Origin of the sequence: Ruegeria sp. HKCCD7221, from assembly GCF_013031225.1 — a bacterium.
Taxonomy (GTDB): Bacteria; Pseudomonadota; Alphaproteobacteria; order Rhodobacterales; family Rhodobacteraceae; genus Ruegeria.
This window is the reverse complement of record NZ_WPZE01000008.1, coordinates 21,675-43,076: the sequence shown is the minus strand read 5'-3', so window position 1 is coordinate 43,076 and position 21,402 is coordinate 21,675. Positions and strand designations below refer to the sequence as shown.

The 21,402-nt window shown below is 57.9% G+C and carries 23 protein-coding genes; 11 read left to right on the top strand and 12 right to left on the bottom strand.

Features of this window, described 5'->3' with window-relative positions:
- Window positions 1-66: 66 nt before the first annotated feature.
- Together clpA and gloB are read right to left on the bottom strand one after the other, a co-directional pair.
- A complete protein-coding gene (clpA, locus tag GOX73_RS16970) occupies window positions 67-2,391 on the bottom strand; it encodes an ATP-dependent Clp protease ATP-binding subunit ClpA (RefSeq protein ID WP_171120196.1) in 2,325 nt (774 codons plus the stop codon).
- Window positions 2,392-2,567: 176 nt separating this feature from the next.
- Window positions 2,568-3,335, bottom strand: a complete 768-nt coding sequence (gloB, locus tag GOX73_RS16965; RefSeq protein ID WP_171127022.1) for a hydroxyacylglutathione hydrolase — start codon at window positions 3,333-3,335, stop codon at window positions 2,568-2,570.
- A 62-nt stretch (window positions 3,336-3,397) separates the two neighbouring features.
- On the opposite strand from gloB, the gene GOX73_RS16960 reads away from it, so the two are divergent.
- The 7 genes from GOX73_RS16960 (at window position 3,398) to GOX73_RS16930 (ending at window position 9,781) form a co-directional block, all read left to right on the top strand.
- Window positions 3,398-4,132 carry a class I SAM-dependent methyltransferase gene (locus GOX73_RS16960; RefSeq protein ID WP_171120199.1) on the top strand — a complete coding sequence of 245 codons (735 nt, stop codon included), beginning with the start codon at window positions 3,398-3,400 and terminating at the stop codon, window positions 4,130-4,132.
- A 312-nt stretch (window positions 4,133-4,444) separates the two neighbouring features.
- Window positions 4,445-5,005: a F0F1 ATP synthase subunit delta gene (locus GOX73_RS16955; protein WP_171120201.1), complete on the top strand. Its 561-nt coding sequence runs from the start codon at window positions 4,445-4,447 to the stop codon at window positions 5,003-5,005.
- Complete coding sequence (gene atpA / locus GOX73_RS16950; RefSeq protein ID WP_171120202.1) at window positions 5,006-6,544, top strand: F0F1 ATP synthase subunit alpha; 1,539 nt, start codon at window positions 5,006-5,008, stop codon at window positions 6,542-6,544. It begins immediately after the preceding gene.
- A 12-nt stretch (window positions 6,545-6,556) separates the two neighbouring features.
- Window positions 6,557-7,435, top strand: coding sequence for a F0F1 ATP synthase subunit gamma (locus GOX73_RS16945; protein ID WP_171127023.1), 879 nt, complete (start codon window positions 6,557-6,559; stop codon window positions 7,433-7,435).
- Between the two features lie 20 nt (window positions 7,436-7,455).
- Window positions 7,456-8,880: a F0F1 ATP synthase subunit beta gene (gene atpD, locus GOX73_RS16940; protein ID WP_171120206.1), complete on the top strand. Its 1,425-nt coding sequence runs from the start codon at window positions 7,456-7,458 to the stop codon at window positions 8,878-8,880.
- A 12-nt stretch (window positions 8,881-8,892) separates the two neighbouring features.
- A complete protein-coding gene (locus tag GOX73_RS16935; RefSeq protein WP_171120208.1) occupies window positions 8,893-9,303 on the top strand; it encodes a F0F1 ATP synthase subunit epsilon in 411 nt (136 codons plus the stop codon).
- A 127-nt stretch (window positions 9,304-9,430) separates the two neighbouring features.
- Window positions 9,431-9,781, top strand: coding sequence for an H-type lectin domain-containing protein (locus tag GOX73_RS16930; RefSeq protein WP_171120210.1), 351 nt, complete (start codon window positions 9,431-9,433; stop codon window positions 9,779-9,781).
- A gap of 27 nt (window positions 9,782-9,808) precedes the next feature.
- Here GOX73_RS16930 and rpiB read toward each other — a convergent pair whose 3' ends face one another.
- Together rpiB and GOX73_RS16920 are read right to left on the bottom strand one after the other, a co-directional pair.
- Window positions 9,809-10,258: a ribose 5-phosphate isomerase B gene (gene rpiB / locus GOX73_RS16925; protein ID WP_171127024.1), complete on the bottom strand. Its 450-nt coding sequence runs from the start codon at window positions 10,256-10,258 to the stop codon at window positions 9,809-9,811.
- A gap of 58 nt (window positions 10,259-10,316) precedes the next feature.
- Window positions 10,317-11,336 (bottom strand): ribose-phosphate pyrophosphokinase, encoded by a 1,020-nt coding sequence (locus GOX73_RS16920; RefSeq protein WP_171120214.1) that lies wholly within the window; start codon window positions 11,334-11,336, stop codon window positions 10,317-10,319.
- A 108-nt stretch (window positions 11,337-11,444) separates the two neighbouring features.
- Between GOX73_RS16920 and GOX73_RS16915 the strand changes: the two genes are divergently transcribed.
- Window positions 11,445-12,047 (top strand): 2-hydroxychromene-2-carboxylate isomerase, encoded by a 603-nt coding sequence (locus tag GOX73_RS16915; RefSeq protein WP_171127025.1) that lies wholly within the window; start codon window positions 11,445-11,447, stop codon window positions 12,045-12,047.
- The gene (locus GOX73_RS16910) at window positions 12,044-12,865 is read left to right on the top strand and encodes an alpha/beta fold hydrolase (RefSeq protein WP_171127026.1); all 822 of its coding nucleotides are present in this window, start codon (window positions 12,044-12,046) and stop codon (window positions 12,863-12,865) included. The genes GOX73_RS16915 and GOX73_RS16910 overlap by 4 nt, the downstream gene beginning before the upstream one ends.
- A 23-nt stretch (window positions 12,866-12,888) precedes the next feature.
- Here GOX73_RS16910 and GOX73_RS16905 read toward each other — a convergent pair whose 3' ends face one another.
- The 8 genes from GOX73_RS16905 to GOX73_RS16870 all read right to left on the bottom strand — a co-directional run bounded on the left by GOX73_RS16905 (window position 12,889) and on the right by GOX73_RS16870 (window position 20,107).
- Window positions 12,889-13,923, bottom strand: a complete 1,035-nt coding sequence (locus GOX73_RS16905) for a low specificity L-threonine aldolase (protein ID WP_171127027.1) — start codon at window positions 13,921-13,923, stop codon at window positions 12,889-12,891.
- Window positions 13,923-14,396 carry a YcgN family cysteine cluster protein gene (locus GOX73_RS16900; protein WP_171127028.1) on the bottom strand — a complete coding sequence of 158 codons (474 nt, stop codon included), beginning with the start codon at window positions 14,394-14,396 and terminating at the stop codon, window positions 13,923-13,925. Before GOX73_RS16900 ends, GOX73_RS16905 begins: the two co-directional genes overlap by 1 nt.
- On the bottom strand, window positions 14,393-15,325 hold the full coding sequence (locus GOX73_RS16895) for a bifunctional riboflavin kinase/FAD synthetase (RefSeq protein WP_171127029.1): 933 nt from the start codon (window positions 15,323-15,325) through the stop codon (window positions 14,393-14,395). The genes GOX73_RS16900 and GOX73_RS16895 overlap by 4 nt, the downstream gene beginning before the upstream one ends.
- 47 nt (window positions 15,326-15,372) lie before the next feature.
- The gene (locus GOX73_RS16890; protein WP_171120225.1) at window positions 15,373-15,816 is read right to left on the bottom strand and encodes a MaoC family dehydratase; all 444 of its coding nucleotides are present in this window, start codon (window positions 15,814-15,816) and stop codon (window positions 15,373-15,375) included.
- Between the two features lie 100 nt (window positions 15,817-15,916).
- Window positions 15,917-16,792, bottom strand: a complete 876-nt coding sequence (locus GOX73_RS16885; protein WP_171120226.1) for a TIGR01459 family HAD-type hydrolase — start codon at window positions 16,790-16,792, stop codon at window positions 15,917-15,919.
- Between the two features lie 105 nt (window positions 16,793-16,897).
- Window positions 16,898-17,974: a DUF389 domain-containing protein gene (locus GOX73_RS16880; protein WP_171120228.1), complete on the bottom strand. Its 1,077-nt coding sequence runs from the start codon at window positions 17,972-17,974 to the stop codon at window positions 16,898-16,900.
- 131 nt (window positions 17,975-18,105) lie between these two features.
- Window positions 18,106-19,026 (bottom strand): manganese-dependent inorganic pyrophosphatase, encoded by a 921-nt coding sequence (locus GOX73_RS16875; protein ID WP_171120230.1) that lies wholly within the window; start codon window positions 19,024-19,026, stop codon window positions 18,106-18,108.
- A 100-nt stretch (window positions 19,027-19,126) separates the two neighbouring features.
- A complete protein-coding gene (locus GOX73_RS16870; protein ID WP_171127030.1) occupies window positions 19,127-20,107 on the bottom strand; it encodes a TraB/GumN family protein in 981 nt (326 codons plus the stop codon).
- 136 nt (window positions 20,108-20,243) lie between these two features.
- Between GOX73_RS16870 and GOX73_RS16865 the strand changes: the two genes are divergently transcribed.
- Both GOX73_RS16865 and groES read left to right on the top strand, forming a co-directional pair.
- On the top strand, window positions 20,244-20,918 hold the full coding sequence (locus tag GOX73_RS16865) for a DUF2161 domain-containing phosphodiesterase (protein ID WP_171135013.1): 675 nt from the start codon (window positions 20,244-20,246) through the stop codon (window positions 20,916-20,918).
- A gap of 151 nt (window positions 20,919-21,069) precedes the next feature.
- Window positions 21,070-21,357: a co-chaperone GroES gene (gene groES / locus GOX73_RS16860; protein ID WP_170352338.1), complete on the top strand. Its 288-nt coding sequence runs from the start codon at window positions 21,070-21,072 to the stop codon at window positions 21,355-21,357.
- Window positions 21,358-21,402: the final 45 nt, after the last annotated feature.

Here is a 21,402-nt window from a genome sequence, read left to right as displayed (position 1 = left end):
GCCACAGGTTAGAAAAAGCCCGCCAATCAGAAGATGGCGGGCTTTGTGTCAGTGTTTGTGGAATTCTCAGTCCGCTGTTAGCAATGGCGGCTTGTCGCCCGGAATACGCGGCTGATCGGGGCCGAGAATTTCCAGGTTCAGATCACCCTTCTTGACCGAGACACGGACCACACCGCCCTTGGCCAGTTTGCCGAATAGCAACTCCTCGGCCAGCGGTTTCTTGATGTGCTCCTGAATGACCCGGCCCAGTGGACGCGCACCCATCTTGTCGTCATAACCCTTGTCGGCCAGCCATTCGGCCGCTTTGGGTGTCAGGTCGATGGTCACGTTGCGATCCAGCAACTGGGCCTCAAGCTGCAGGACGAATTTCTCGACAACCTGCAGAATGACCTCTTTCGGCAGCGGTGCGAATGAGATCACAGCGTCCAGTCGGTTGCGGAACTCAGGCGTGAAGGTCCGCTCGATCGCGGCGGTGTCTTCACCTTCGCGGCGGTCCCGCCCAAAGCCGATTGCGGCCTTGGCCTGTTCCTGTGCACCCGCGTTCGAGGTCATGATCAGCACCACGTTGCGGAAATTCACCGTGCGGCCGTTGTGATCTGTCAACTCACCGTGGTCCATCACCTGCAACAGGATGTTGAACACGTCCGGGTGCGCTTTCTCGATCTCGTCCAGCAGCAGCACGCAATGTGGATGTTGATCAACGCCATCGGTCAGCAGGCCACCCTGATCAAACCCAACATAGCCCGGAGGCGCGCCAATAAGACGGGATACCGCGTGTTTCTCCATGTATTCCGACATGTCAAAGCGCAGCAGTTCCACGCCCAGCGTATCCGCCAGTTGTTTCGCCACCTCGGTTTTACCCACACCGGTCGGACCGGCGAATAGGTAGTTGCCGATGGGTTTCTCAGGCTCACGCAGGCCAGCCCGCGCCAGTTTGATCGCGCTGGAGAGCGCCACAATGGCGTCATCCTGTCCGAACACCACCCGTTTCAGCGATGTCTCAAGGTCTTTCAGAACTTCGGCATCATCTTTGGTGACGTTCTTGGGCGGGATGCGGGCAATCTTGGCGACGACAGCCTCGATTTCCTTGACGCCGATTGTCTTGCGGCGCTTGCTTTCGGCCACCAGATGCTGTGCGGCACCCGCCTCATCAATCACGTCAATCGCCTTGTCGGGCAGTTTGCGGTCGTTGATGTACCTTGCCGACAATTCCACCGCCGTTTTGATTGCGTCCGCGGTATATTTGATGGCGTGATGCTCTTCGAAATAGGGCTTGAGACCGCGCAGGATTTTCACGCTGTCCTCGACCGAAGGCTCGTTCACATCAATCTTCTGGAACCTACGGCTGAGCGCACGGTCTTTTTCAAAGTGCTGGCGGAACTCCTTGTATGTGGTCGAACCCATGGTACGCAGCTTGCCACCCTGCAGTGCGGGTTTCAGCAGGTTCGACGCATCCATAGCGCCACCAGACGTGGCACCTGCACCGATCACCGTGTGAATTTCGTCAATGAACAGCACGGCGTCGGGATGTTCTTCCAGTTCGGTCACAACCGCTTTCAACCGCTCTTCGAAATCACCGCGATAGCGGGTGCCCGCCAGCAATGCGCCCATGTCGAGCGAATAAATCGTGGTCTCGGACAGCACATCGGGGGCTTCACCCGCGACGATTTTATGGGCCAGACCTTCTGCAATGGCGGTTTTGCCTACACCGGGATCCCCCACCAGCAGCGGATTGTTCTTTCGGCGGCGGCAAAGCACCTGAATGCAGCGCTCAACCTCATCCGAGCGTCCAATCAGCGGATCCACGTCACCTGCACGGGACTTGACGTTCAGATCGACGCAGTATTTTCCCAGCGCGCTTTCTTTCTGTTCGCCTTCGCCCGCAGTGGATTGAACTTCTTCTTCGACCTGATCCGCGCCTGAAACTGACCGGTTCTCGCCATAGGCGGGGTCTTTGGCGACACCATGCGCGATGAAATTCACCGCGTCATAGCGGGTCATGTCCTGTTCTTGCAGGAAGTAGGCTGCGTTGCTTTCGCGTTCAGCAAAGATCGCAACCAACACGTTGGCACCGGTCACTTCGGTCCGGCCCGAGCTTTGCACGTGGATCGCGGCGCGTTGGATGACACGCTGGAAGGCTGCCGTTGGAACCGCTTCGGATCCGTCAATATCCGTTACAAGGTTTGACAGGTCTTCGTCGATGAATTCGACCAGAGTGCTTCGCAGCTCATCCAGATCAACGCTGCAGGCTTTCATGACGCGGATGGCATCAGGTTCTTCCAACAGCGCCAGCAACAGATGCTCCAGCGTTGCAAATTCATGCCGCCGTTCGTTCGCAGCAGCCAAGGCCGCGTGAATGGCTTGTTCTAATGTGCTCGAGAATGAAGGCACGCGGGTGCTCCTCTGTCTTGGGTCGGAAAGGGGCGCGGGCTTTAGGCCGGATCCCCATCCCAACCATGTCCTCATACTATTAGAGTTTGGTTGATCGCGGCCCGGCTTCAAGGGTTTTCTTTCACTTGACAGTCACATTTATTGTGACCGTGGCCGTGAAGAGCGCGAAATAAGCACTAAAAGCGATCTTTTCTAGCCCGGATTTCTGCGAAAACTGCAGCAGGATCGGTATTTTTCATCCCAAGATGCGCCTGAATCGCCGGATCTGTGGCGCGAAGGAACGGATTTGTGGCCTTTTCCAGCGCTAATGAGGACGGCACTGTAGACTCATTGGCGGCGCGGGCGCGTGCGATATCTGCGACGCGCTCCAGCAGGGCCGTGTTATCAGGATCGACAGTTAACGCGAATTTCCCGTTGAACTGCGTGTATTCGTGACCCGAGCATACCAACGTGTCATCGGGCAGGGCGGCCAGTTTCGACAGCGAGGCCCACATTTGCGGCGCGGTGCCTTCAAACAGGCGACCGCAGCCAAGGGCCATCAGGCTATCGGCGGTGAAAACGGTCGAGCTCTGTGGCATGTAGAATGCGATATGCCCGACTGTGTGGCCCGAGACATCCATGACTTGCACGGGCTCTCTACCAATCTCGAACCGGTCGCCCTCGGCAACCTGTTGATCCAGCGGCGGCAGGCGATGTGCGTCGGCGGCAGCGCCGATCACCTTGGCCGGGTGTTTCTCGAGAATGGCGGGCAGGCCGTCCACGTGGTCGAAATGATGGTGGGTTAACAATACGTGACTAAGCGTCCATCCCCGGTTTTCCAGTTCGGCCAGAATGGGGCCGGCCTCTGGCGCGTCGATCAATGCGGTGTTGCCGCTTTCTGCGTCATGGGCCAAAAAAGCGTAGTTATCGCTTAGGCATGGGATGGTGACGATCTCAAGAGGCATGGCCTTTTGCCCTTTCGTTGCTAGACTGCGCCGAAGCTAAGCCGATTGACCGGGTGTCCGCAATGCATCTTGATGTGCAGGATCTGAGGAACTTTTACTACCGCAGCACCCTGGGTCGTGCGGCGCAGGCCGCGATACGCGGGCGTTTGACGGAATTGTGGCCCGAAGCCAAAGGGCAAACAGTGGTCGGTTTCGGCTTTGCCGTCCCGCTGCTGCGGCCCTATCTGACCGAGGCGCGGCGGGTGATCGGTTTGATGCCGGGCCCTCAGGGGGTGATGCCTTGGCCTGCGGGTATGCCCAACGTGTCCGTCCTGACGGAAGAGACACTGTGGCCGATTGAAACGGGTCATGTCGACAAGCTGGTCGTCATGCACGGTCTTGAGACATCACAGCGCCCCAGCGAATTGTTGGACGAATGCTGGCGTGTCTTGGGACCCGGAGGTCGGGCATTCTTTATTGTGCCCAACCGGGCGGGGCTATGGTCGCGGACAGATCGCACGCCTTTTGGATTTGGCCGCCCTTATTCGGCGTCGCAGCTTGAGAGCCAGCTCAAGTCCCATCACTTTATTCCGGAAAACCACTGCTCGGCTTTGTATCTGCCGCCATCGTTCCGTCGATTTTGGCTGAAATCCGGAAGCTTGATCGAAAAAACCGGACAACGTCTGCCGACGATCATGGCGGGTGGGGTGTTAATGGTCGAGGTGACCAAGCATATCCGACCGCCCAGCGGCAGCGTTACGAAAGACGCTGAACGGCGTCCGATCAAGGCGCTTGATGGTCTGCTGAAACCGGCCTAGGCCAAGCCAGGCGTTTTACGCCGCGTCGGGCGTAGAAATTGCGGCAAAAAGGCCGCAGGAATCGCAAAAACTTACAGTTTGGTAACATTTTTCGCGCCCTCCAGCAGGAAAAAAGGGTCGCACCCACCGTAAGTGTTTGAAATGGCGTATTTTGTGGATAACGCGGAGGGGATTATAACGTATTGCTAGCTGGGTTCGGCTCTGCTACATCCCCGGTGATTTTGATCCCCGGCCGTAAGGGCGGGGTTTCTTCACGCCCCCGGGACGGCTGCGCGCGCGGTTTTTCGGGGCCTAATATTCGGAAGGGTGGACGTGTCCGAACCAGCTTCGATTTCTACTGGCATAGCTGAACGCTATGCCACGGCGATTTTCGAGATCGCGAAAGAGAACAAGGACCTTGCAGGTCTGGAAACCGGAATCAACGATTTGGCAGCAGCTTTGGGCGACAGCGCCGAACTGCGCGACCTGATTGCCTCGCCTCTGGTTTCGCGCGCCGAACAGGAAGGCGCCATTACTGCAATTGCCGATAAAATGGGTCTGAATGCCATCCTGCGTAATACGCTGGGTCTGATGGCGCAGAAACGCCGCCTGTTTGTTGCACCGCAACTGATTCAGGTTCTGCGCGACATGCTGGCCGAAGAGCGCGGCGAAGTGACCGCCGATGTCGCCTCGGCCAAGGCGTTGACTAAGACGCAAATGGATAAACTGTCCAAAACGCTGTCCGAGCGTGTGGGCAAAACCGTGACAATCAATGCGACCGTTGATGAAAGCCTCATCGGCGGTCTTGTCGTTAAAGTCGGCTCGAAGATGATCGACAGTTCGATCCGTTCGAAGCTGAACTCCCTACAGAATGCAATGAAAGAGGTCGGATAAATGGGAATCCAAGCTGCAGAGATTTCTGCAATTCTGAAGGACCAGATCAAGAATTTTGGTCAGGAAGCCGAAGTAGCCGAAATCGGCCGCGTGCTGAGCGTCGGCGACGGTATCGCCCGCGTATACGGCCTGGACAATGTGCAAGCCGGTGAGATGGTCGAATTCCCCGGTGGCATCATGGGCATGGCCCTGAACCTGGAAAGCGACAACGTCGGTGTCGTTATCTTCGGTTCTGACCGTGACATCAAAGAAGGTGACACTGTTAAGCGCACCAACTCGATCGTGGACGTTCCGATTGGTGACGAGCTGCTGGGCCGCGTTGTTGACGGTCTGGGCAACCCGCTGGACGGTAAAGGCCCGATCAACGCGTCGAAGCGTGGTGTTGCGGACGTCAAGGCCCCCGGCATCATCCCGCGTAAATCGGTGCACGAGCCGATGGCAACCGGCCTGAAATCGGTTGACGCGATGATCCCGATTGGCCGTGGCCAGCGTGAGCTGATCATTGGTGACCGTCAGACCGGTAAGACCGCCGTGGCTCTGGACACCATCCTGAACCAGAAAGTCTATAACGACGCAGCAGGCGACGACGAGTCGAAGAAACTGTACTGCATCTACGTGGCTGTTGGTCAGAAGCGTTCGACCGTTGCACAGCTGGTGAAGAAACTGGAAGAGTCCGGCGCGATTGAGTACTCGATCGTTGTGGCCGCGACCGCGTCTGACCCGGCACCGATGCAGTTCCTGGCACCTTACGCCGCGACCGCGATGGCTGAATTCTTCCGTGACAATGGCCGCCATGCGCTGATCATCTATGATGACCTGTCCAAACAGGCTGTGTCTTATCGTCAGATGTCGCTGCTGCTGCGCCGTCCGCCCGGACGTGAAGCTTATCCTGGTGACGTTTTCTACCTCCACTCGCGCCTGCTGGAGCGTTCGGCCAAGCTGAACGAAGATTTCGGTGCAGGCTCGCTGACCGCTCTGCCGGTGATCGAAACGCAAGGTGGTGACGTTTCCGCCTTTATTCCGACCAACGTGATCTCGATCACCGACGGTCAGATCTTCCTGGAAACCGAACTGTTCTATCAGGGGATCCGTCCTGCTGTGAACACCGGTCTGTCGGTTTCGCGTGTGGGCTCGTCGGCTCAGACTGACGCGATGAAGTCGGTCGCCGGTCCGGTTAAGCTGGAGCTGGCTCAGTACCGCGAAATGGCTGCCTTTGCGCAGTTTGGTTCCGACCTTGACGCCGCGACCCAGCAGCTGCTGAACCGTGGTGCGCGTCTGACCGAGCTGATGAAACAGCCGCAGTACTCGCCGCTGACCAACGCGGAAATCGTTTGCGTTATCTTTGCGGGCACCAACGGTTACCTCGACAAGATCGACGTCTCGGACGTTGGCCGCTATGAAGCCGGTCTGCTGGCGCACCTGCGCGGCAAGCACGCCGACCTGCTGAAGTGGATCACCGACGAAGATCCGAAGATCAAAGGTGACGCGTCCGACAAGATCAAGGCAGCGATCGACGAATACGCCGCGACCTTCGCGTAACGGGGGGTTCCGATGCCTAGTCTGAAGGACCTTAAAAACAGGATCGAGTCGGTCAAATCGACCCGCAAGATCACCAAGGCCATGCAGATGGTCGCGGCAGCAAAACTGCGCCGCGCCCAGGAATCTGCCGAAGCCTCGCGTCCCTATGCCGAGCGGTTCAATGCCGTGATGGCGGGGCTGGCAGCTTCGGTCGGGGGCAGCGACAGCGCCCCCAAGCTGCTCCGTGGTACGGGCAGTGATGATGTGCATCTGCTGGTTGTGATGACAGCTGAACGCGGCCTTTGCGGCGGCTTCAACTCGAACATCGCCAAGCTGGCCCGCCAAAAGGCGGAAGAGCTGCGCGGCAAGGGCAAGACGGTCAAGGTTCTGACCGTCGGCAAGAAAGGCCGCGACGCGCTCAAGCGCGATTTGGGCGATCTGTTCGTTGGACATGTCGACCTGAGCGAGGTCAAGCGCATTGGGTACACCAACGCGCAGGACATCGCGAAGGACATTCTGTCCCGCTTTGACGGGGCTGAGTTCGATGTTGCCACGATCTTCTACTCGAAGTTCGTCAACGTCGTGACCCAGATCCCGACGGCACAGCAGATCATCCCCGCCTCGTTCGAGGACGACGCGGCAGGTGACGACAGCGGTGCCATCTACGACTACGAGCCCAGCGAAGAGGCCATTCTGGCCGACCTGCTGCCCAAGGGGGTTGCGACCGCGATCTTCTCGGCTCTGCTCGAAAACGGAGCATCTGAACAGGGTGCACGGATGTCCGCGATGGACAACGCGACTCGCAACGCGGGTGAGATGATCGACAAGCTGACGATCCAGTTCAACCGCTCGCGTCAGGCCGTGATCACCAACGAGCTGATTGAAATTATTTCCGGCGCCGAAGCGCTGTAGAGACATACCGGAGACGAAACATGGCGAATGCAAAAGGCAAAGTCACACAGATCATCGGGGCCGTCGTCGACGTGCACTTCGAAGATCAGCTGCCTGAAATTCTGAACGCGCTGGAAACCACCAACAACGGCAAGCGCCTGGTGTTGGAAGTTGCTCAGCACCTGGGTGAAAACACCGTCCGCACCATCGCGATGGACGCGACCGAAGGTCTGGTCCGTGGCGAGGTTGTGACCGACACCGGCGCACCGATCTCGGTTCCGGTTGGCAACGCCACCCTGGGCCGCATCCTGAACGTGGTCGGCGAGCCGATCGATGAAAAAGGCGACGTTGTTGCGTCGGAAACCCGCGCAATCCACCAGCCCGCGCCTGAGTTCGCGGAGCAGTCGACCGAGTCGGAAATCCTGGTGACCGGCATCAAGGTTGTTGACCTGCTGGCCCCCTACGCCAAAGGCGGAAAAATCGGCCTGTTCGGCGGCGCCGGCGTTGGTAAAACCGTTCTGATCATGGAACTGATCAACAACATCGCAAAAGTGCACTCGGGCTTCTCGGTGTTCGCGGGTGTTGGTGAACGGACCCGTGAAGGGAACGACCTGTACCACGAGATGATCGAATCGAACGTCATCAAGCCCGACAACCTGTCGGAATCGCAGGTGGCCCTGGTTTACGGTCAGATGAACGAACCTCCGGGAGCGCGTGCGCGTGTTGCTCTGACTGGTCTGACCCTGGCCGAGCAGTTCCGCGACCAGTCCGGTACCGACGTTCTGTTCTTCGTCGACAACATCTTCCGCTTCACGCAGGCGGGTTCCGAGGTTTCGGCTCTGCTGGGTCGTATTCCTTCGGCTGTGGGCTACCAGCCGACACTGGCCACTGACATGGGCGCCCTGCAGGAACGCATCACCTCGACTAAGTCGGGCTCGATCACCTCGGTGCAGGCGATCTACGTGCCTGCGGACGACCTGACCGACCCCGCGCCGGCAACCTCGTTTGCCCACTTGGACGCAACAACCGTTCTTAACCGTGCGATCTCGGAAAAAGGTATCTACCCGGCTGTTGACCCGCTCGACTCGTCCTCGCGTCTGCTGGACCCCGCGATTGTGGGTGAAGAGCACTACGCGGTTGCGACCGACGTTCAGCAGATCCTCCAGCGCTACAAGTCGCTGCAGGACATCATCGCCATCCTCGGCATGGACGAACTGTCGGAAGAAGACAAACTGACCGTGGCCCGTGCCCGTAAGATTGAACGCTTCCTGTCGCAGCCGTTCGACGTGGCCGAAGTCTTCACCGGTTCGCCAGGTGTTCAGGTTCCTCTGGACGTCACCATCTCTTCGTTCAAAGCCGTTGTGGCTGGCGAATACGATCACCTGCCCGAAGCGGCCTTCCTGATGGTCGGCGGCATCGACGAAGTGATCGCCAAAGCGGAAAAGATGGCCGCAGAAGCCGCCTAAGGAGTATCCCTGATGGCAAACACGATGCAATTCGACCTCGTCAGCCCCGAGCGGAGCCTTGCTTCGCTTGAGGCCACCGCGGTCCAGCTACCCGGCGCGGACGGGGACATGACGGCGATGCCCGATCATGCCCCCACCATCACCACGCTGCGCCCCGGTCTGCTGAAGGTTGAGGCGCCTGCCGGAGCCAGCGAATACCTGGTCACTGGCGGGTTTGCCCAGATCAACGGCGATAGCATGTCGGTTCTGGCAGAAAAGGCCATACCGGTTGCCGAAGTGACCCGGTCGCACTTGGATGACCTGATCGCCGAGGCCCGCGCTTCGCACGAGGCTGCTAAGGCCGGTGAGGATCAGTCGATCGTTGACGATGCAGCCAAGCTGCTGGCTGACATGGAAGCACTTGGGACACATATGAGCCTGTAAGGTTCATATCATACCCGGATAGTAAGACGGCCCTGCAAAAGCGGGGCCGTTTTTTTGTCGTGATTTTGACAATGCCTCCGAATAAGCTGTCGGAATAATTGGTAAAGAACAAAAATCGAAGACATAAATGAAGGTTTTTCAAACACACCCGATTGGTATCGACCAAGGCGAAACAGTCTTGTTTTCTGACTTTTCGAACGGCGGGGATATGTGGACAGGCGAGGGCGCGCGGGAAAGGCGCTCGGCTGTTTCGTTCAGCCAGCCGTTCCGCTCTGTACCTGTGGTTCAGGTCAACATTTCGCTTTGGGATGTAGACACATCCGCGCCGTTGCGTGCAGAAGTCGTGGCCGAAGATGTCACGGCCACTGGATTCAATGCTGTGTTCCGTACGTGGTCAGACACGCGCATCGCCCGAATTCGCGTGAAATGGACCGCGATTGGTGAGGTGGCCCATGACGATGATTGGGATATCTCATAAGCCACTGATCAGGAGTTTTGGCGGAATTCACTCGTCCTGAGGTTCGATCATGTCCACGCGGGTAGCGTGGCGGCCGCCTTCGAATTCGGCGTTCAGAAAGGCGTCCACGATGTCCAGCGCCTGACCTTCGCCAACGACACGCGCGCCGATGGACAGCATATTGGCGTTATTGTGCTGACGGATCATCCGCGCCGAGAACGCATCGGAACAAACACCACAGCGGATGCCGGGCACCTTGTTGGCGGCCATCATGATCCCTTGACCGGTGCCGCACAAAATGATCCCAAGCGCACAATCGCTCGAGGCAACGGCCTGAGCGGCGGCCTTGCCATGCAGAGGATAGTGGGTGCTTTCCGGCGAGGTCGGGCCGATATCCATGACCTCCCAGCCTTGGGCCGAGATGTGGTCGCCTACCGCCTGGCGCAGTTCGATTGCGGCGTGGTCACTGGAAAGAACAATACGTTTGGGGGCTGTCACGGGAAGCTCCTGACTTGGTGGTCACGAAAAAGGGCGGCTGGTGGGCCGCCCGTTCAGATCAGTCCATATGGTACATGGATTCGTAGATCGGGGTCAGGGTCTTATCCTCGAACAGGGACGACACGCTTGTGCCATTCCAGATGTTCAGGATCGCCTGTGTAAAGATCGGCGCGGTCGGCACAATGCGGATGTTCTTGGCCTTGGCGACCTCTTTGGTGGGCTGGATCGTGTCTGTCAGCACCAGAGATTTCATCACCGAATTGGTCACGCGCTCGACTGCGGGGCCGCTCATGACGCCGTGTGTGATGTAGGAATGAACTTCTTTGGCGCCGTTATCCAGCAGCACCTGCGCCGCCTTACACAACGTTCCTGCGGTGTCGCACATATCGTCTACGATCAGGCAGATCTTGTCTTTCACGTCGCCGATCACCGTCATCTCGGCCACTTCACCAGCCTTCTCGCGGCGTTTATCCACGATCGACAGAGGTGCATTGATGCGCTTGGCCAGTTCTCGCGCGCGTGCAACGCCGCCCACGTCGGGTGAAACCACCATGATCTCGTCGAGATTGTCCTTGAACTGGTTTTTCACATCCAGCGCAAAGATCGGCGAGGCATAAAGGTTGTCCACCGGAATATCAAAGAACCCCTGAATCTGCGCGGCGTGCAGATCCATGGTTAAAACGCGTTCGATCCCGGCACCGGTCAGCATATTGGCGACCAGCTTGGCGGAAATCGGCGTGCGGGCTTTGGTGCGGCGGTCCTGACGAGCGTAGCCGAAATAAGGGATCACGGCGGTGATCCGTTGCGCGGACGAACGGCGCAGCGCGTCGGCGATGATCAGCAGCTCCATCAAGTTGTCGTTTGCCGGGTTCGAGGTTGGCTGGACGATGAACATGTCCTCGCCCCGCACGTTTTCGAAAACTTCGACGAAAATCTCGCCGTCGTTGAACCGTTCGACGCGCGCATCGACCAAACCCTGATCGACGCCGCGATACAGGCTCATGCGTCGCGAGATGGTTTCGGCAAGAGGAAGGTTGGCGTTCCCAGCAATCAGCTTGGGTTCGTTGAGTGTCGGCATCGGCTGTTTTTCCCCGGGCAGCAATAGCAATGTGACAGATTCGTGATGTTGACACCGCTTATCATGGCCTTACCGTCTCGCAAAGATAACGCAGCGGAGAAAGTGAACATGGCCACCATTGACTACTATTTTGCGACACTCTCGCCCTTTACCTATCTGGCTGGAACCCGGTTGGAAGAGGTGGCGACGAAACACGGCGCGACAATCAACTACAAACCGCTGGATATTATGGCCCTTTTCGGCCGCACGGGGGGAACACCCCCAAAGGATCGGCATATCTCGCGCATCGAGTACCGGGCGCAGGATCTGCAACGAACGGCTAAAAACCTGGGTATGGACTTCAACCTGCAACCCGCACATTGGCCAACCAACGCCGCGCCATCGTCCTATGCGGTAATCGCTGCAATCAAGGATGGATCAGGGGATATTGGAAAGCTGGTTCATTCCTTCGTTCGCGCGTGCTGGGCCGAGGAAAAAGACATCGCGCAGGATGACGTGATCCGCGATTGCCTGACGCAAGCCGGGTTTGATCCGGGGCTAGCCGACAGCGGCCTGCTGGTTGGGGCCGAGACCTATTCCGCGAATCTGGAAGAAGCCGTCGACCGCGGTGTGTTTGGTGCCCCGTTTTATATAACTGAAGACGGCCAACGGTTCTGGGGGCAGGATCGACTGGACGATCTGGATCGGCACCTGTCGGAGATGAAGGGGTGAAGGACGCAGAAAGCACGTCCCCAGTTTTCGTCAGAACACTTGGACAGGGCGCGCGCAAAGTGCTCGCCCTTCATTGCACAATCGCGCATTCTGGCGTGTGGGCCGGTCTGGCTTCAGCGCTGGGTGACCAGGCCACTTTGACCGCTCCGGACATGCTTTCGCATGGGTACAGCCCGGATTGGGACGGGCAGGGGGATTTCTTTGATCTCACGGCCGGTTTCTCTGCCGATCTGTTGGCCGAGCCGATGGATGTAATTGGCCATTCCTTCGGTGCGATGGTCGCGCTGCGGCTTGCCCTGGAAAACCCGGACCGCGTCCGCAGTGCCGTGTTGATAGAACCGGTTTTCTTTGCCGTGGCAGCGCAGGATGCGCCTGGCGTTCTTGCACGCCATGATCAAGAGGCGCAGCCTTATGCCGATGCCTTGGCCGCTGGGGATATGCAGTTGGCCGCTCGTCTGTTCAACAGGATGTGGAGCGCGGATGTCAGCCCACGATGGACAGAAATGCAGGAAAAGACCCGCGCTGCGATGATACGGGGCGTGCCCGTTGTGCCTGCCGTGAAAGAGGCGGTGTTTGACGACCAAAAGGGCTTTATGAAACCCGGTGTTCTGGATCGTGCAACCGTGCCCATTTTGATTCTGAGTGGCACAAAATCGAACCCCGTCATGCCAGTGATCGGTAAGGGGTTACAGAACCGTCTGCCCAACGCGTCTTACGATGTCGTCGAAGGAGCCGGGCACATGCTGCCGATTTCCCATCCCGCAGCTACCGCAAAGCTTGTGCAGAATTTCTGGAAAACCACCGGGTCATCTGAATAAGCTGGCGTTTGCTCTGAGAGTTTTCAGAGCAAAGCGAGAAAGCGGTCGATATCATCCGAACTTATTGACCAGTCGCAAACCAGCCTGCAGGCGAGGGGTTCTTCCTCGTCTGCTCCATCAAGGTCCGCGCCCCACAGGTGATAGACCGCGCCAGCATCGTGCAACTGCCTGTGACGCGCGCGCGAAAACTCGGCGAAGATCATGTTGGCTTGCGGTTCGTGCAGAAACGAGGCCCCTTTCGCGCGCAGCCCGTCCGCAAGCCGTGCGCAGTTGGCGTTGGCCTGACGCGCCATTGTCAGCCACAGATCGTCCTGAAGGTAAGCCGCCATTTGCGCCGATAGGTAACGGTGCTTGGAAAACAGGTGCGCTCCGCGTTTGCGCCGTAGTTCAAATTCCCAAGCCTTTGTTTCGTCAAAGAATACAACGGCTTCAACGCCCATCAGGCCGTTTTTGGTGCCGCCAAAACTGACGACATCCACCCCTGATTTCCATGTCATCTCAGCTGGGGAACAGTTCAGCGCGACCAGAGCGTTGGTGAAGCGCGCGCCGTCAAGGTGCACGGGCAGGCCGTATTCTTTTGCCACGCCGCACAATGCCTGCAATTCACCCAACGAATACACCGACCCGCGCTCGGTTACCTGTGTGATGGACACCGGTCCGCGCTGGGGGCCGTGTACGCCGCGGGTTTCCTCTGCCAGAATTGCGCCACGCAACGCGTCGGGGTCCATCTTGTCGCTGCCCGGGACAAGCGTCAGTTTTGCGCCAGAGTAGAATTCGGGCGCGTTGCACTCATCTTCGTGGATATGCGCAACCGGAGAACAGAATACGGTATCCCAAGGGTTGGAAAGCGTTGCCAGTGCTAGCGAGTTCGCTGCTGTGCCGGTTGCCACCAGATAGACCGCCGCCCACGGAGCTTCAAAGATGCCGCGAATACGATCGCGCACCTCGTTCATAAGCGTCTCGGCGCCATACGCCATCTGATAGCCTTCGTTGGCCGCGTTCAAGGCGGCCATGACCTGCGGGTGCACCGGCCCGGAATTGTCAGAGGCGAAATACATCAGCTAGGCTCCTCGATGATATAATCTTCCCACTCTTCCATGGGGGTTTCGAACTCGGACACCGTGCGCCCTTGAACCGAGATCTCGGCGGCATGTACGCTGTCGGGCGTACCAGATATCAAAGGGTGCCAGTCGTAAAGGGGCTTACCCTCCCACAGCAGCCGATAGGCACAGGTCTGGGGCAGCCAATAGGCATGGCTGTCGATATTGTCGGACTTCATAACGATGCATTCCGGCACGAATTGGTGGCGGATGTCATATTGCGTGCAGCGGCAGGTCTCATCATCCAGCAGGCGGCAAGCGACGCAGGTCAGGGCGACCTCGCCTGTGTCTTCGTCTTCCAGCTTGTTCAGACAGCACTTGCCGCAGCCGTCGCACAGGGCTTCCCATTCGCGCTGGTTCATCTTGGTTAGCGGCTTGCGTTCCCAGAACCGGGTGGCCAGACCATTGCGGTCAATCGGGTCGGTGGTCATAGCGCCGCCAGCAGCGTGCGGGCCGTGTCGCAATCGGTATCCATCTGGGTGATCAGCCCTTCCAGTCCGTCAAAGGTCATCTCGGGGCGCAGGTATTCGACCAAGCCAACCGAGAGAGTGGCACCATAAAGATCGCCCGAGAAATCGAACAAGAATGTCTCGATATTCGGGACTTCGCCGTTGAACATCGGGCGCGTGCCCACCGAGGCCGCTCCGTGATAGCTGCCCTGATGCGGGCCATCCAGAACATCGACCAGCACGGCGTAAACCCCAAATTTCGGAGGATGCAGCCCCTCAATCGACATGTTGGCGGTGGGATAGCCCAGTTCACGCCCGCGCTGTTCGCCACCGATCACCTTGCCCTCAATCCGGTGCCAGTGGCCCAGCATTGTGGCGGCATCACGCGGTCTGCCTTCGGTCAACGCGGTGCGGATCGCGGTCGAGGACACGACGTTTTCGGACCGCTCCATTAACGGCGCGATTGTTACACCAAACCCCATCTCATTTCCAAAACGCACCAGATCTTCTGCCGTCCCGCTTCGGCCCTTGCCGAAACAGAAATCCGACCCAACAACCACATGCGATAGCCCAAGCCCCTCACAAATCACCGAGCGCGCGAACTGCTCGGGCGTTAGCCCGGCCAGCGCAGCGTTGAAGGGGAGTTCGTACAATTTCTTCACGCCCTGTTTCTGCAACCGGTGCGCACGTGCATTGCCTCGCATCAGGCGAAAGGGCGGAGAATGCGGGGCGAAGTATTCGCGGGGATGCGGTTCAAATGTCATCACGCCAAGCGATGCATCTGGCGCGGCGTTCCGCGCCAGTTCAATAACCGACTGGTGACCGATGTGAACGCCGTCAAAATTGCCGATGGCTACGCTGGCGCCACGGTCTTGAGGCTCGACAAACTGAAAATCCCGGATGATGCGCATAGCGACTGCCTAACGGGACTACAGCCGGTGTTCAAGAGGTTGAGAGGTCAGTCGAACTTGCGCGACGGTGCCAATACCATGGCTTCGCCAACAACCACCTTTTTGCCGTCAACCGCGCAGTGGCAATCTAGTTTGACCCGACGCTTGGCAAAGTCGATGTCGATCACTTTGACTTCGGCATAAACCATGTCGCCGGGACGGACGGGTGCAAGGAACTTCAGCGACTGCCCCATGTAAACGGTGCCATGGCCGGGCAATTGCTCACCAATCACGGCCGAGATCAATCCAGCAGTCAGCATCCCGTGAGCTATGCGCCCTTCGAAAATCGTGTCGCGGGCGTAGTCGTCATCCAGATGCACCGGGTTCCGGTCGGTCGAAACCTGCGCGAACATCTCGATATCTTCGTCTGTCACCACTTTGCGCAGGTGACGGGTCATGCCCATTTCGATGTCTTCAATACAGATCGTGCCGCGTGGAAGATTGTCCAACATGTCGCCCTCACTCGATTCGATTGGGCAACAAAAAAACCAAAGCTGCCCGTATTTGGCAACTTTATTACTTCGCAAGCGCAGAAAATCAAGCCCTTTCTGATCAGCGCAATCGGCCGATTGTGTAGGTTGGATTGATGTTTTCCCTTGCAATATAATCGGTTAGGGATTCATGGTGGGGATGGTGCGACGTTTTGGTTTCAGCGGCGGCCAGCCCGCCCGAGATGAACAGAGAATCAATCCCTTCGCCCATTCCGCCCAGAATGTCAGTATGTGGCCCGTCACCGATCACCAAAAGATCGCCATCAGGGAAGTCGTGACCCAGTTCTTGTAACCTGCGACGTGCCAGATCATAGATTGGCGGGTGCGGTTTGCCGAAATACAGGCTTTCGCCCCCCATATCCGTATAAAGCTTGGCCAAAGCGCCGGCGCACCATTCCCGTACCTCACCGCGATCAACAACGATGTCTGGGTTGGCGCAAAGCAGCTTCATGCCTTTTTGCTTGGCATAAAGAAATTCTGCGCGGTTCACGGACGGGTCCGCCATTGGGTCGAATGGACCGCAACAGACGATCCCTTGGGCTTCGCTTAGCGGAACCCGCTCAATCTGGATGGGATGATGCAAAAGCTTCAGCGGCTCGAAAAAACCTGCATCCCGCTCCCATTCCCCCATAAAGTAAACTTTCTCACCGACAGCGCCCTGGAACATGGCTGAACGGGCAGAATCGCCGCTGCTGGCAATTGTATCATAGGCGTCTTCGGGGACGTTGAACTGCACGAGTTGCTCTGCCACCCCCGCGCGGGGTTTAGGGGAGTTGGTGACCAAAACAACAACTCCACCCTTGGCGCGGTAGTCCTGCAAAGCCGCGACTGCCTCGGGGTAGGCGGTGATGCCGTTATGGACGCAGCCCCACAGGTCCACGAACAGGGCTTTGTATCGGTCAGAAATGTCAGAAAGTGTATGAATGATCTGGGTCATTTGATCGCCCCCGGGCACAGATATCGCATTTGCGTCAGCTATGGCAAAGCTGATGCGCTTTGACCATCCCGCAATGCAATTTCCTGTCGTTTGTGTGGGTGCCTATCAGTTTTCTTCTGACAGCTTGTCCACGTCCGGGGCCTGCTGGACATTCTCTGTCCCCAGGATGAGTTGTGCACCAATTCTGTTCTGGAACCTTACGACAATCAGGTAGCCAGGGCCCAGTTCATCCTCCAATACGTCCACTAGCGGAGTTTCTCGTAGGCTGTCAGGCAGTAGCCCCGCGATCGAGGACACCTTAAAGGCGGCTTCGATGGGCAGGTCGACGATCAGCCACAGGTCTGCGTGTTTGCGCTTGGCGCTGACGTCGATGCGGATGATCTCGACCGAAACCGGGTCAGCCCAATCGCGGATCGCCTGAGCGACGCGAGCCTCGGTTCTGGTTTCAAGGTACCGGTTATACGTGGATTTCCCCAATTGCAGGACCACGACAGCCAGAAACGCAAGGGTAACGAAAACGCTGGCTGTAAAGCTGAGTTTGCGTTTGCCCTTGCTGAACATCACCGACCGCGCGGCATAGACTATATAGACAGCGCAGGCGGACAGGATAATTGCCCCAAGGTTCGTCGCAAACAGCAATCCGGCTTCATAGGCGTCAGCGGGTTCGCCAAAATACAACAATACACCCGAAGCCGATAGCGGTGGCACAAGCGACACACCAATCGCGGCACCGGGCAGCAAGCTGGCCTCTGACCTGTTGATCTGCACATATGCTGCCGCCACGCCAGCGGCCAGCGCGACGATCAGGTCTTCGGTGCCCGGGTCAGTGCGCGCCAGCACCTGATCGGGGATCAATATGCCCCGAGGTACGTCCGCGACGTAGACCAGGAACCATGCCAGCAGAACGCTCAGGAACGCTGCGGTACAGACGGTCAAGGCCAGAAATAGCGCCCGCTTTAGCCACCCCATGACCATGGCTGCGGCGATTCCGAGGATCGGCGTCATCAGGGGGGCAACCAGCATTGCAGCGATTACAACTGCGCCGGAATTGCGCAGCATACCCATTGTGGCGATGATCACCGACAAGGTCAGCAGCATGGCAAAGCGCCGCCAATAAGCAGCTTGGTCCTTGCCTTCAAACCGCAGGATATCCCGCGTCGTGCTATAGCTGAGCATGCTCATGTGATTGGTTTGGCCCGTGTTCCCAAGGTATCTTGGAACAGATTACCAACGGAAACGGATCTCGCAAATCTTTAGGCGCAAGCAAAAAAGGCGCCCTAAGGGGGCGCCTTTTCAATCGCAGGGTTGGCAGATCAGACCTTGAGGTTCGGGATGATCTGTTTTTTGCGGCTCATGATGCCGGGCAGAACGACCGCGTCGCCATCGACGCTTGCGCCAAAGCTTTTCTCGGCGACGGATTTGACCAGATCGTTGGGGACCAGCAGGGTGGCCTCTTCGTTCAGGATGTCGACCACGAATAGCAGAACCTGGTCGACGCCGTCTTCCTTGGCAACATCAACCATCGACGCGGCCAGGCTGTCTTTACGATCCAGCACAACGCCCGGAGCGGTGGTTTCCAGAACTGAGACGCGGAACTTGGTGCCGTCTACCTCATATTCCTTGCTGTCCATGCGGATCAGTTCAGCGTCCGAGAACGAAGACACGTCCGACTTCGCTGCGAACATGTCAGCGGCATAGGCCGAAACGTCCAGACCCAGCTCAGCGGCCAATTTCTCGGCCACGGCGCGGTCATGCGCGGTGGTGGTGGGCGAGCGGAATTCCAACGTATCCGACAAGATGCAGGTCAGCGCCGCGCCTTTTACGGCGTCGGGCATTTTGGCAGCGTCGTCACCCATCAGGTCAACCATGATGGTCGCGGTGCAGGCCAGCGGGCGCACGGTGATGTCGATGGGGCCTTTGGTTTCCAGACCGCCGACCAGCTTGTGGTGGTCGATGATGGCGCGGATATCGGCGCTGTTGACGCTGGCGGGCAGCTCGGCAGGGTTGTTGGTGTCAACGATGACAACAGGCGCGTCTGCGTCCACGTCCGCGATGATGCGCGGCTTTGGCAGGTCCCAGCGTTGCAGCATAAAGGCTGCCTCGGTGTTGGGCTCGCCCAGCAGAACGGGCTCAGCCTGTTCGCCTTTCACTTCGTTCAGGTACCACGACCACAGGATCGGAGAGCCGGTGGAATCGGTGTCGGGGGATTTGTGTCCAAATACGAGGGTTGTCATGTCAGGATCCTGAGGATGGTCATTTTGCGCGCCTTATAGGGCGGTCCTGCGGGCTTGTCACCCGCCCTCGCGTAAACTGCGACGAAGGGTGATCTTTGCCTCAGAATGCTGCACGTTCCAGTGTGTATCCGGCCTGCTCAAGTTGGTTAAGCAAGCCGTGCTCTCCACCCAGATGACCAGCACCGACTGCGATCACGGCCATCTGATCCTGAATCCCCAAAATATGCTGCATCCAGTTGTTGTTGCGTTCGACCAGAAGCTGCTGTTCGAAACCGCCCCATTCCTCGTCAAAGATTTCTTCTGAAAGACCCGAAGATTCGAGCCCCTGAAGGCGAGCGAACTGGATGATCTCGCCGTGTTTTTCTTCCAGATAGGCATTCAGCATGGTGGCCAACTGGTCCTCGCTGCTTTCAAAAGCGTCCGCCATGCGCACCAAAGATTGCACCTGCTGTTCCATGGGGAATTCATCGAACATCGCCATCAGGTCTTCGATGCGTTCAAGCGAGAGCTGCGGGATGTTATGCTCGGCTGCCAGATCGGTCAGGCGTGCATCCATCCCGTGATTGGCTTCCGGGTCTTGAATCATGCAAGGTGGGATGCCAAGGGTCATGCTCAGGAACCATGGGCGCATTTTCGCACCCATCCAGCCGGGAATGCCGCGATCGGCCAGCCCCTTGGATAGCGCGGCCCAGTCTTCTTCTGACACCATGTCGATCAAAGTGGGTCCCGACGTGATCAGAACCGGGCTGAGGTCCTGCGCCAGTTGCTTTTCGAAGGCGTCCATTTCGGATTTTGTCACCTCGAAATAGAACGCGTCGGCTTGGCTGAGCGTCGAGGCCAGTCTTTCAACCACAGCATCCATACGCGAATCGTTGGTGTGCACAGTACCAATCAGGTGCAGAACCGTGTCACCCTTTGTGGCCGTCCAGTGATTGCCTTCGGGAAATGGGAAATCTTTCAAGGCCTGCTGCAGTTCCTCTTGCATCTCAGCCGAAATATCGGGCCTTAGATCCCGCCCTTCGCAGGCGGCATGAACCGCCAGCGGCAAAAGCGAAAAGAGGAAGACAAAAAGAAATCGCATCGGCACCATCCCGTTAAACCAAGTACTTATATGTGTCGCGACCTTGCCCTGCTCAAGGTGTCGGTTCAAGCGACTTGGATGCGGGTAAGGCTGATCTGTGTCTGGCATTCCACAGCAAAACGCCTAGCATGTCAGGATGAACCGCGAGCAGGACCTCTATCCCCCCATCAAAACGCTGTTAGAGCGTCAGGGCTACACCGTCAAAGGCGAGATTGGCGCGGCTGATATCGTAGCCGTTCGTGATAGCGAGGAGCCGGTGATAGTCGAGTTGAAGCTGCGCTTTTCATTGGCGTTGTTCCATCAGGCCATCACCCGGCTGAAAGTAACGGATCAGGTCTATATCGCGGTAAGCAAACCGACAGGGCGCACAGCACGACGTGCTTTGAAGGACAATATTGCGCTGTGCCGACGTTTGGGGTTGGGCCTGATCACTGTCCGCGCGGATGGTGCAGTCGAGGTTCAGTGCGACCCCGGCCCTTATGCTCCGCGCAAAAACAAGGCCAAGGCTGCTCGGTTGTTGCGCGAATTTGATCGGTTGGAAGGCGACCCTAACGCCGGGGGCGCCACGCGGCATGGGATCGTTACTGCCTACCGTCAGGATGCTTTGAGATGTGCTGCCCATCTTGCCGAACAGGGTGCCACCAAGGGGGCCGAGGTCGCCAAGGCCACCGGTGTTTCTGAAGCCACCCGCCTGATGCGTGACAATCACTATGGCTGGTTCGACAAAGTAGAAAAGGGCGTCTATTGCCTGACCGAAGCCGGGCAGGAAGGGCTGAAGCACTGGGCTTACAGTTGGGAGCAGCCGGAATAGGACCCCACGTCAAAAAAACCTTCACGGCTTGTTGACTCGGGGATTTGAACTCCCTAGCTATGCGTCGTTATCACTCGCATACCCTGAGTGCTAACGCCCCGCCATCCGGCGAGGGGAGGATTAACAACTTTGAGCCCAAGGAGCTGCAAAGATGGCATTGAAACCGCTTCATGACCGTGTGCTGGTTCGCCGTACCGAAAGCGAAGAGAAAACTGCAGGCGGCCTGATCATTCCTGACAGCGCAAAAGAAAAGCCCAGCGAAGGCGAAGTCGTCGCGACCGGCGAAGGCGCACGCAAGGACAGCGGCGAGCTGATCGCAATGGCTGTAAAAGCTGGCGACAAGATCCTGTTCGGCAAATGGTCGGGCACCGAGGTTCAGGTCGATGGCGAAGAGCTGCTGATGATGAAAGAAAGCGACATCATGGGGATCATCGAGTAAGCCGCGCGCTTTCTCTGATCTTCATTCCCAACTTATTTCTCAAGG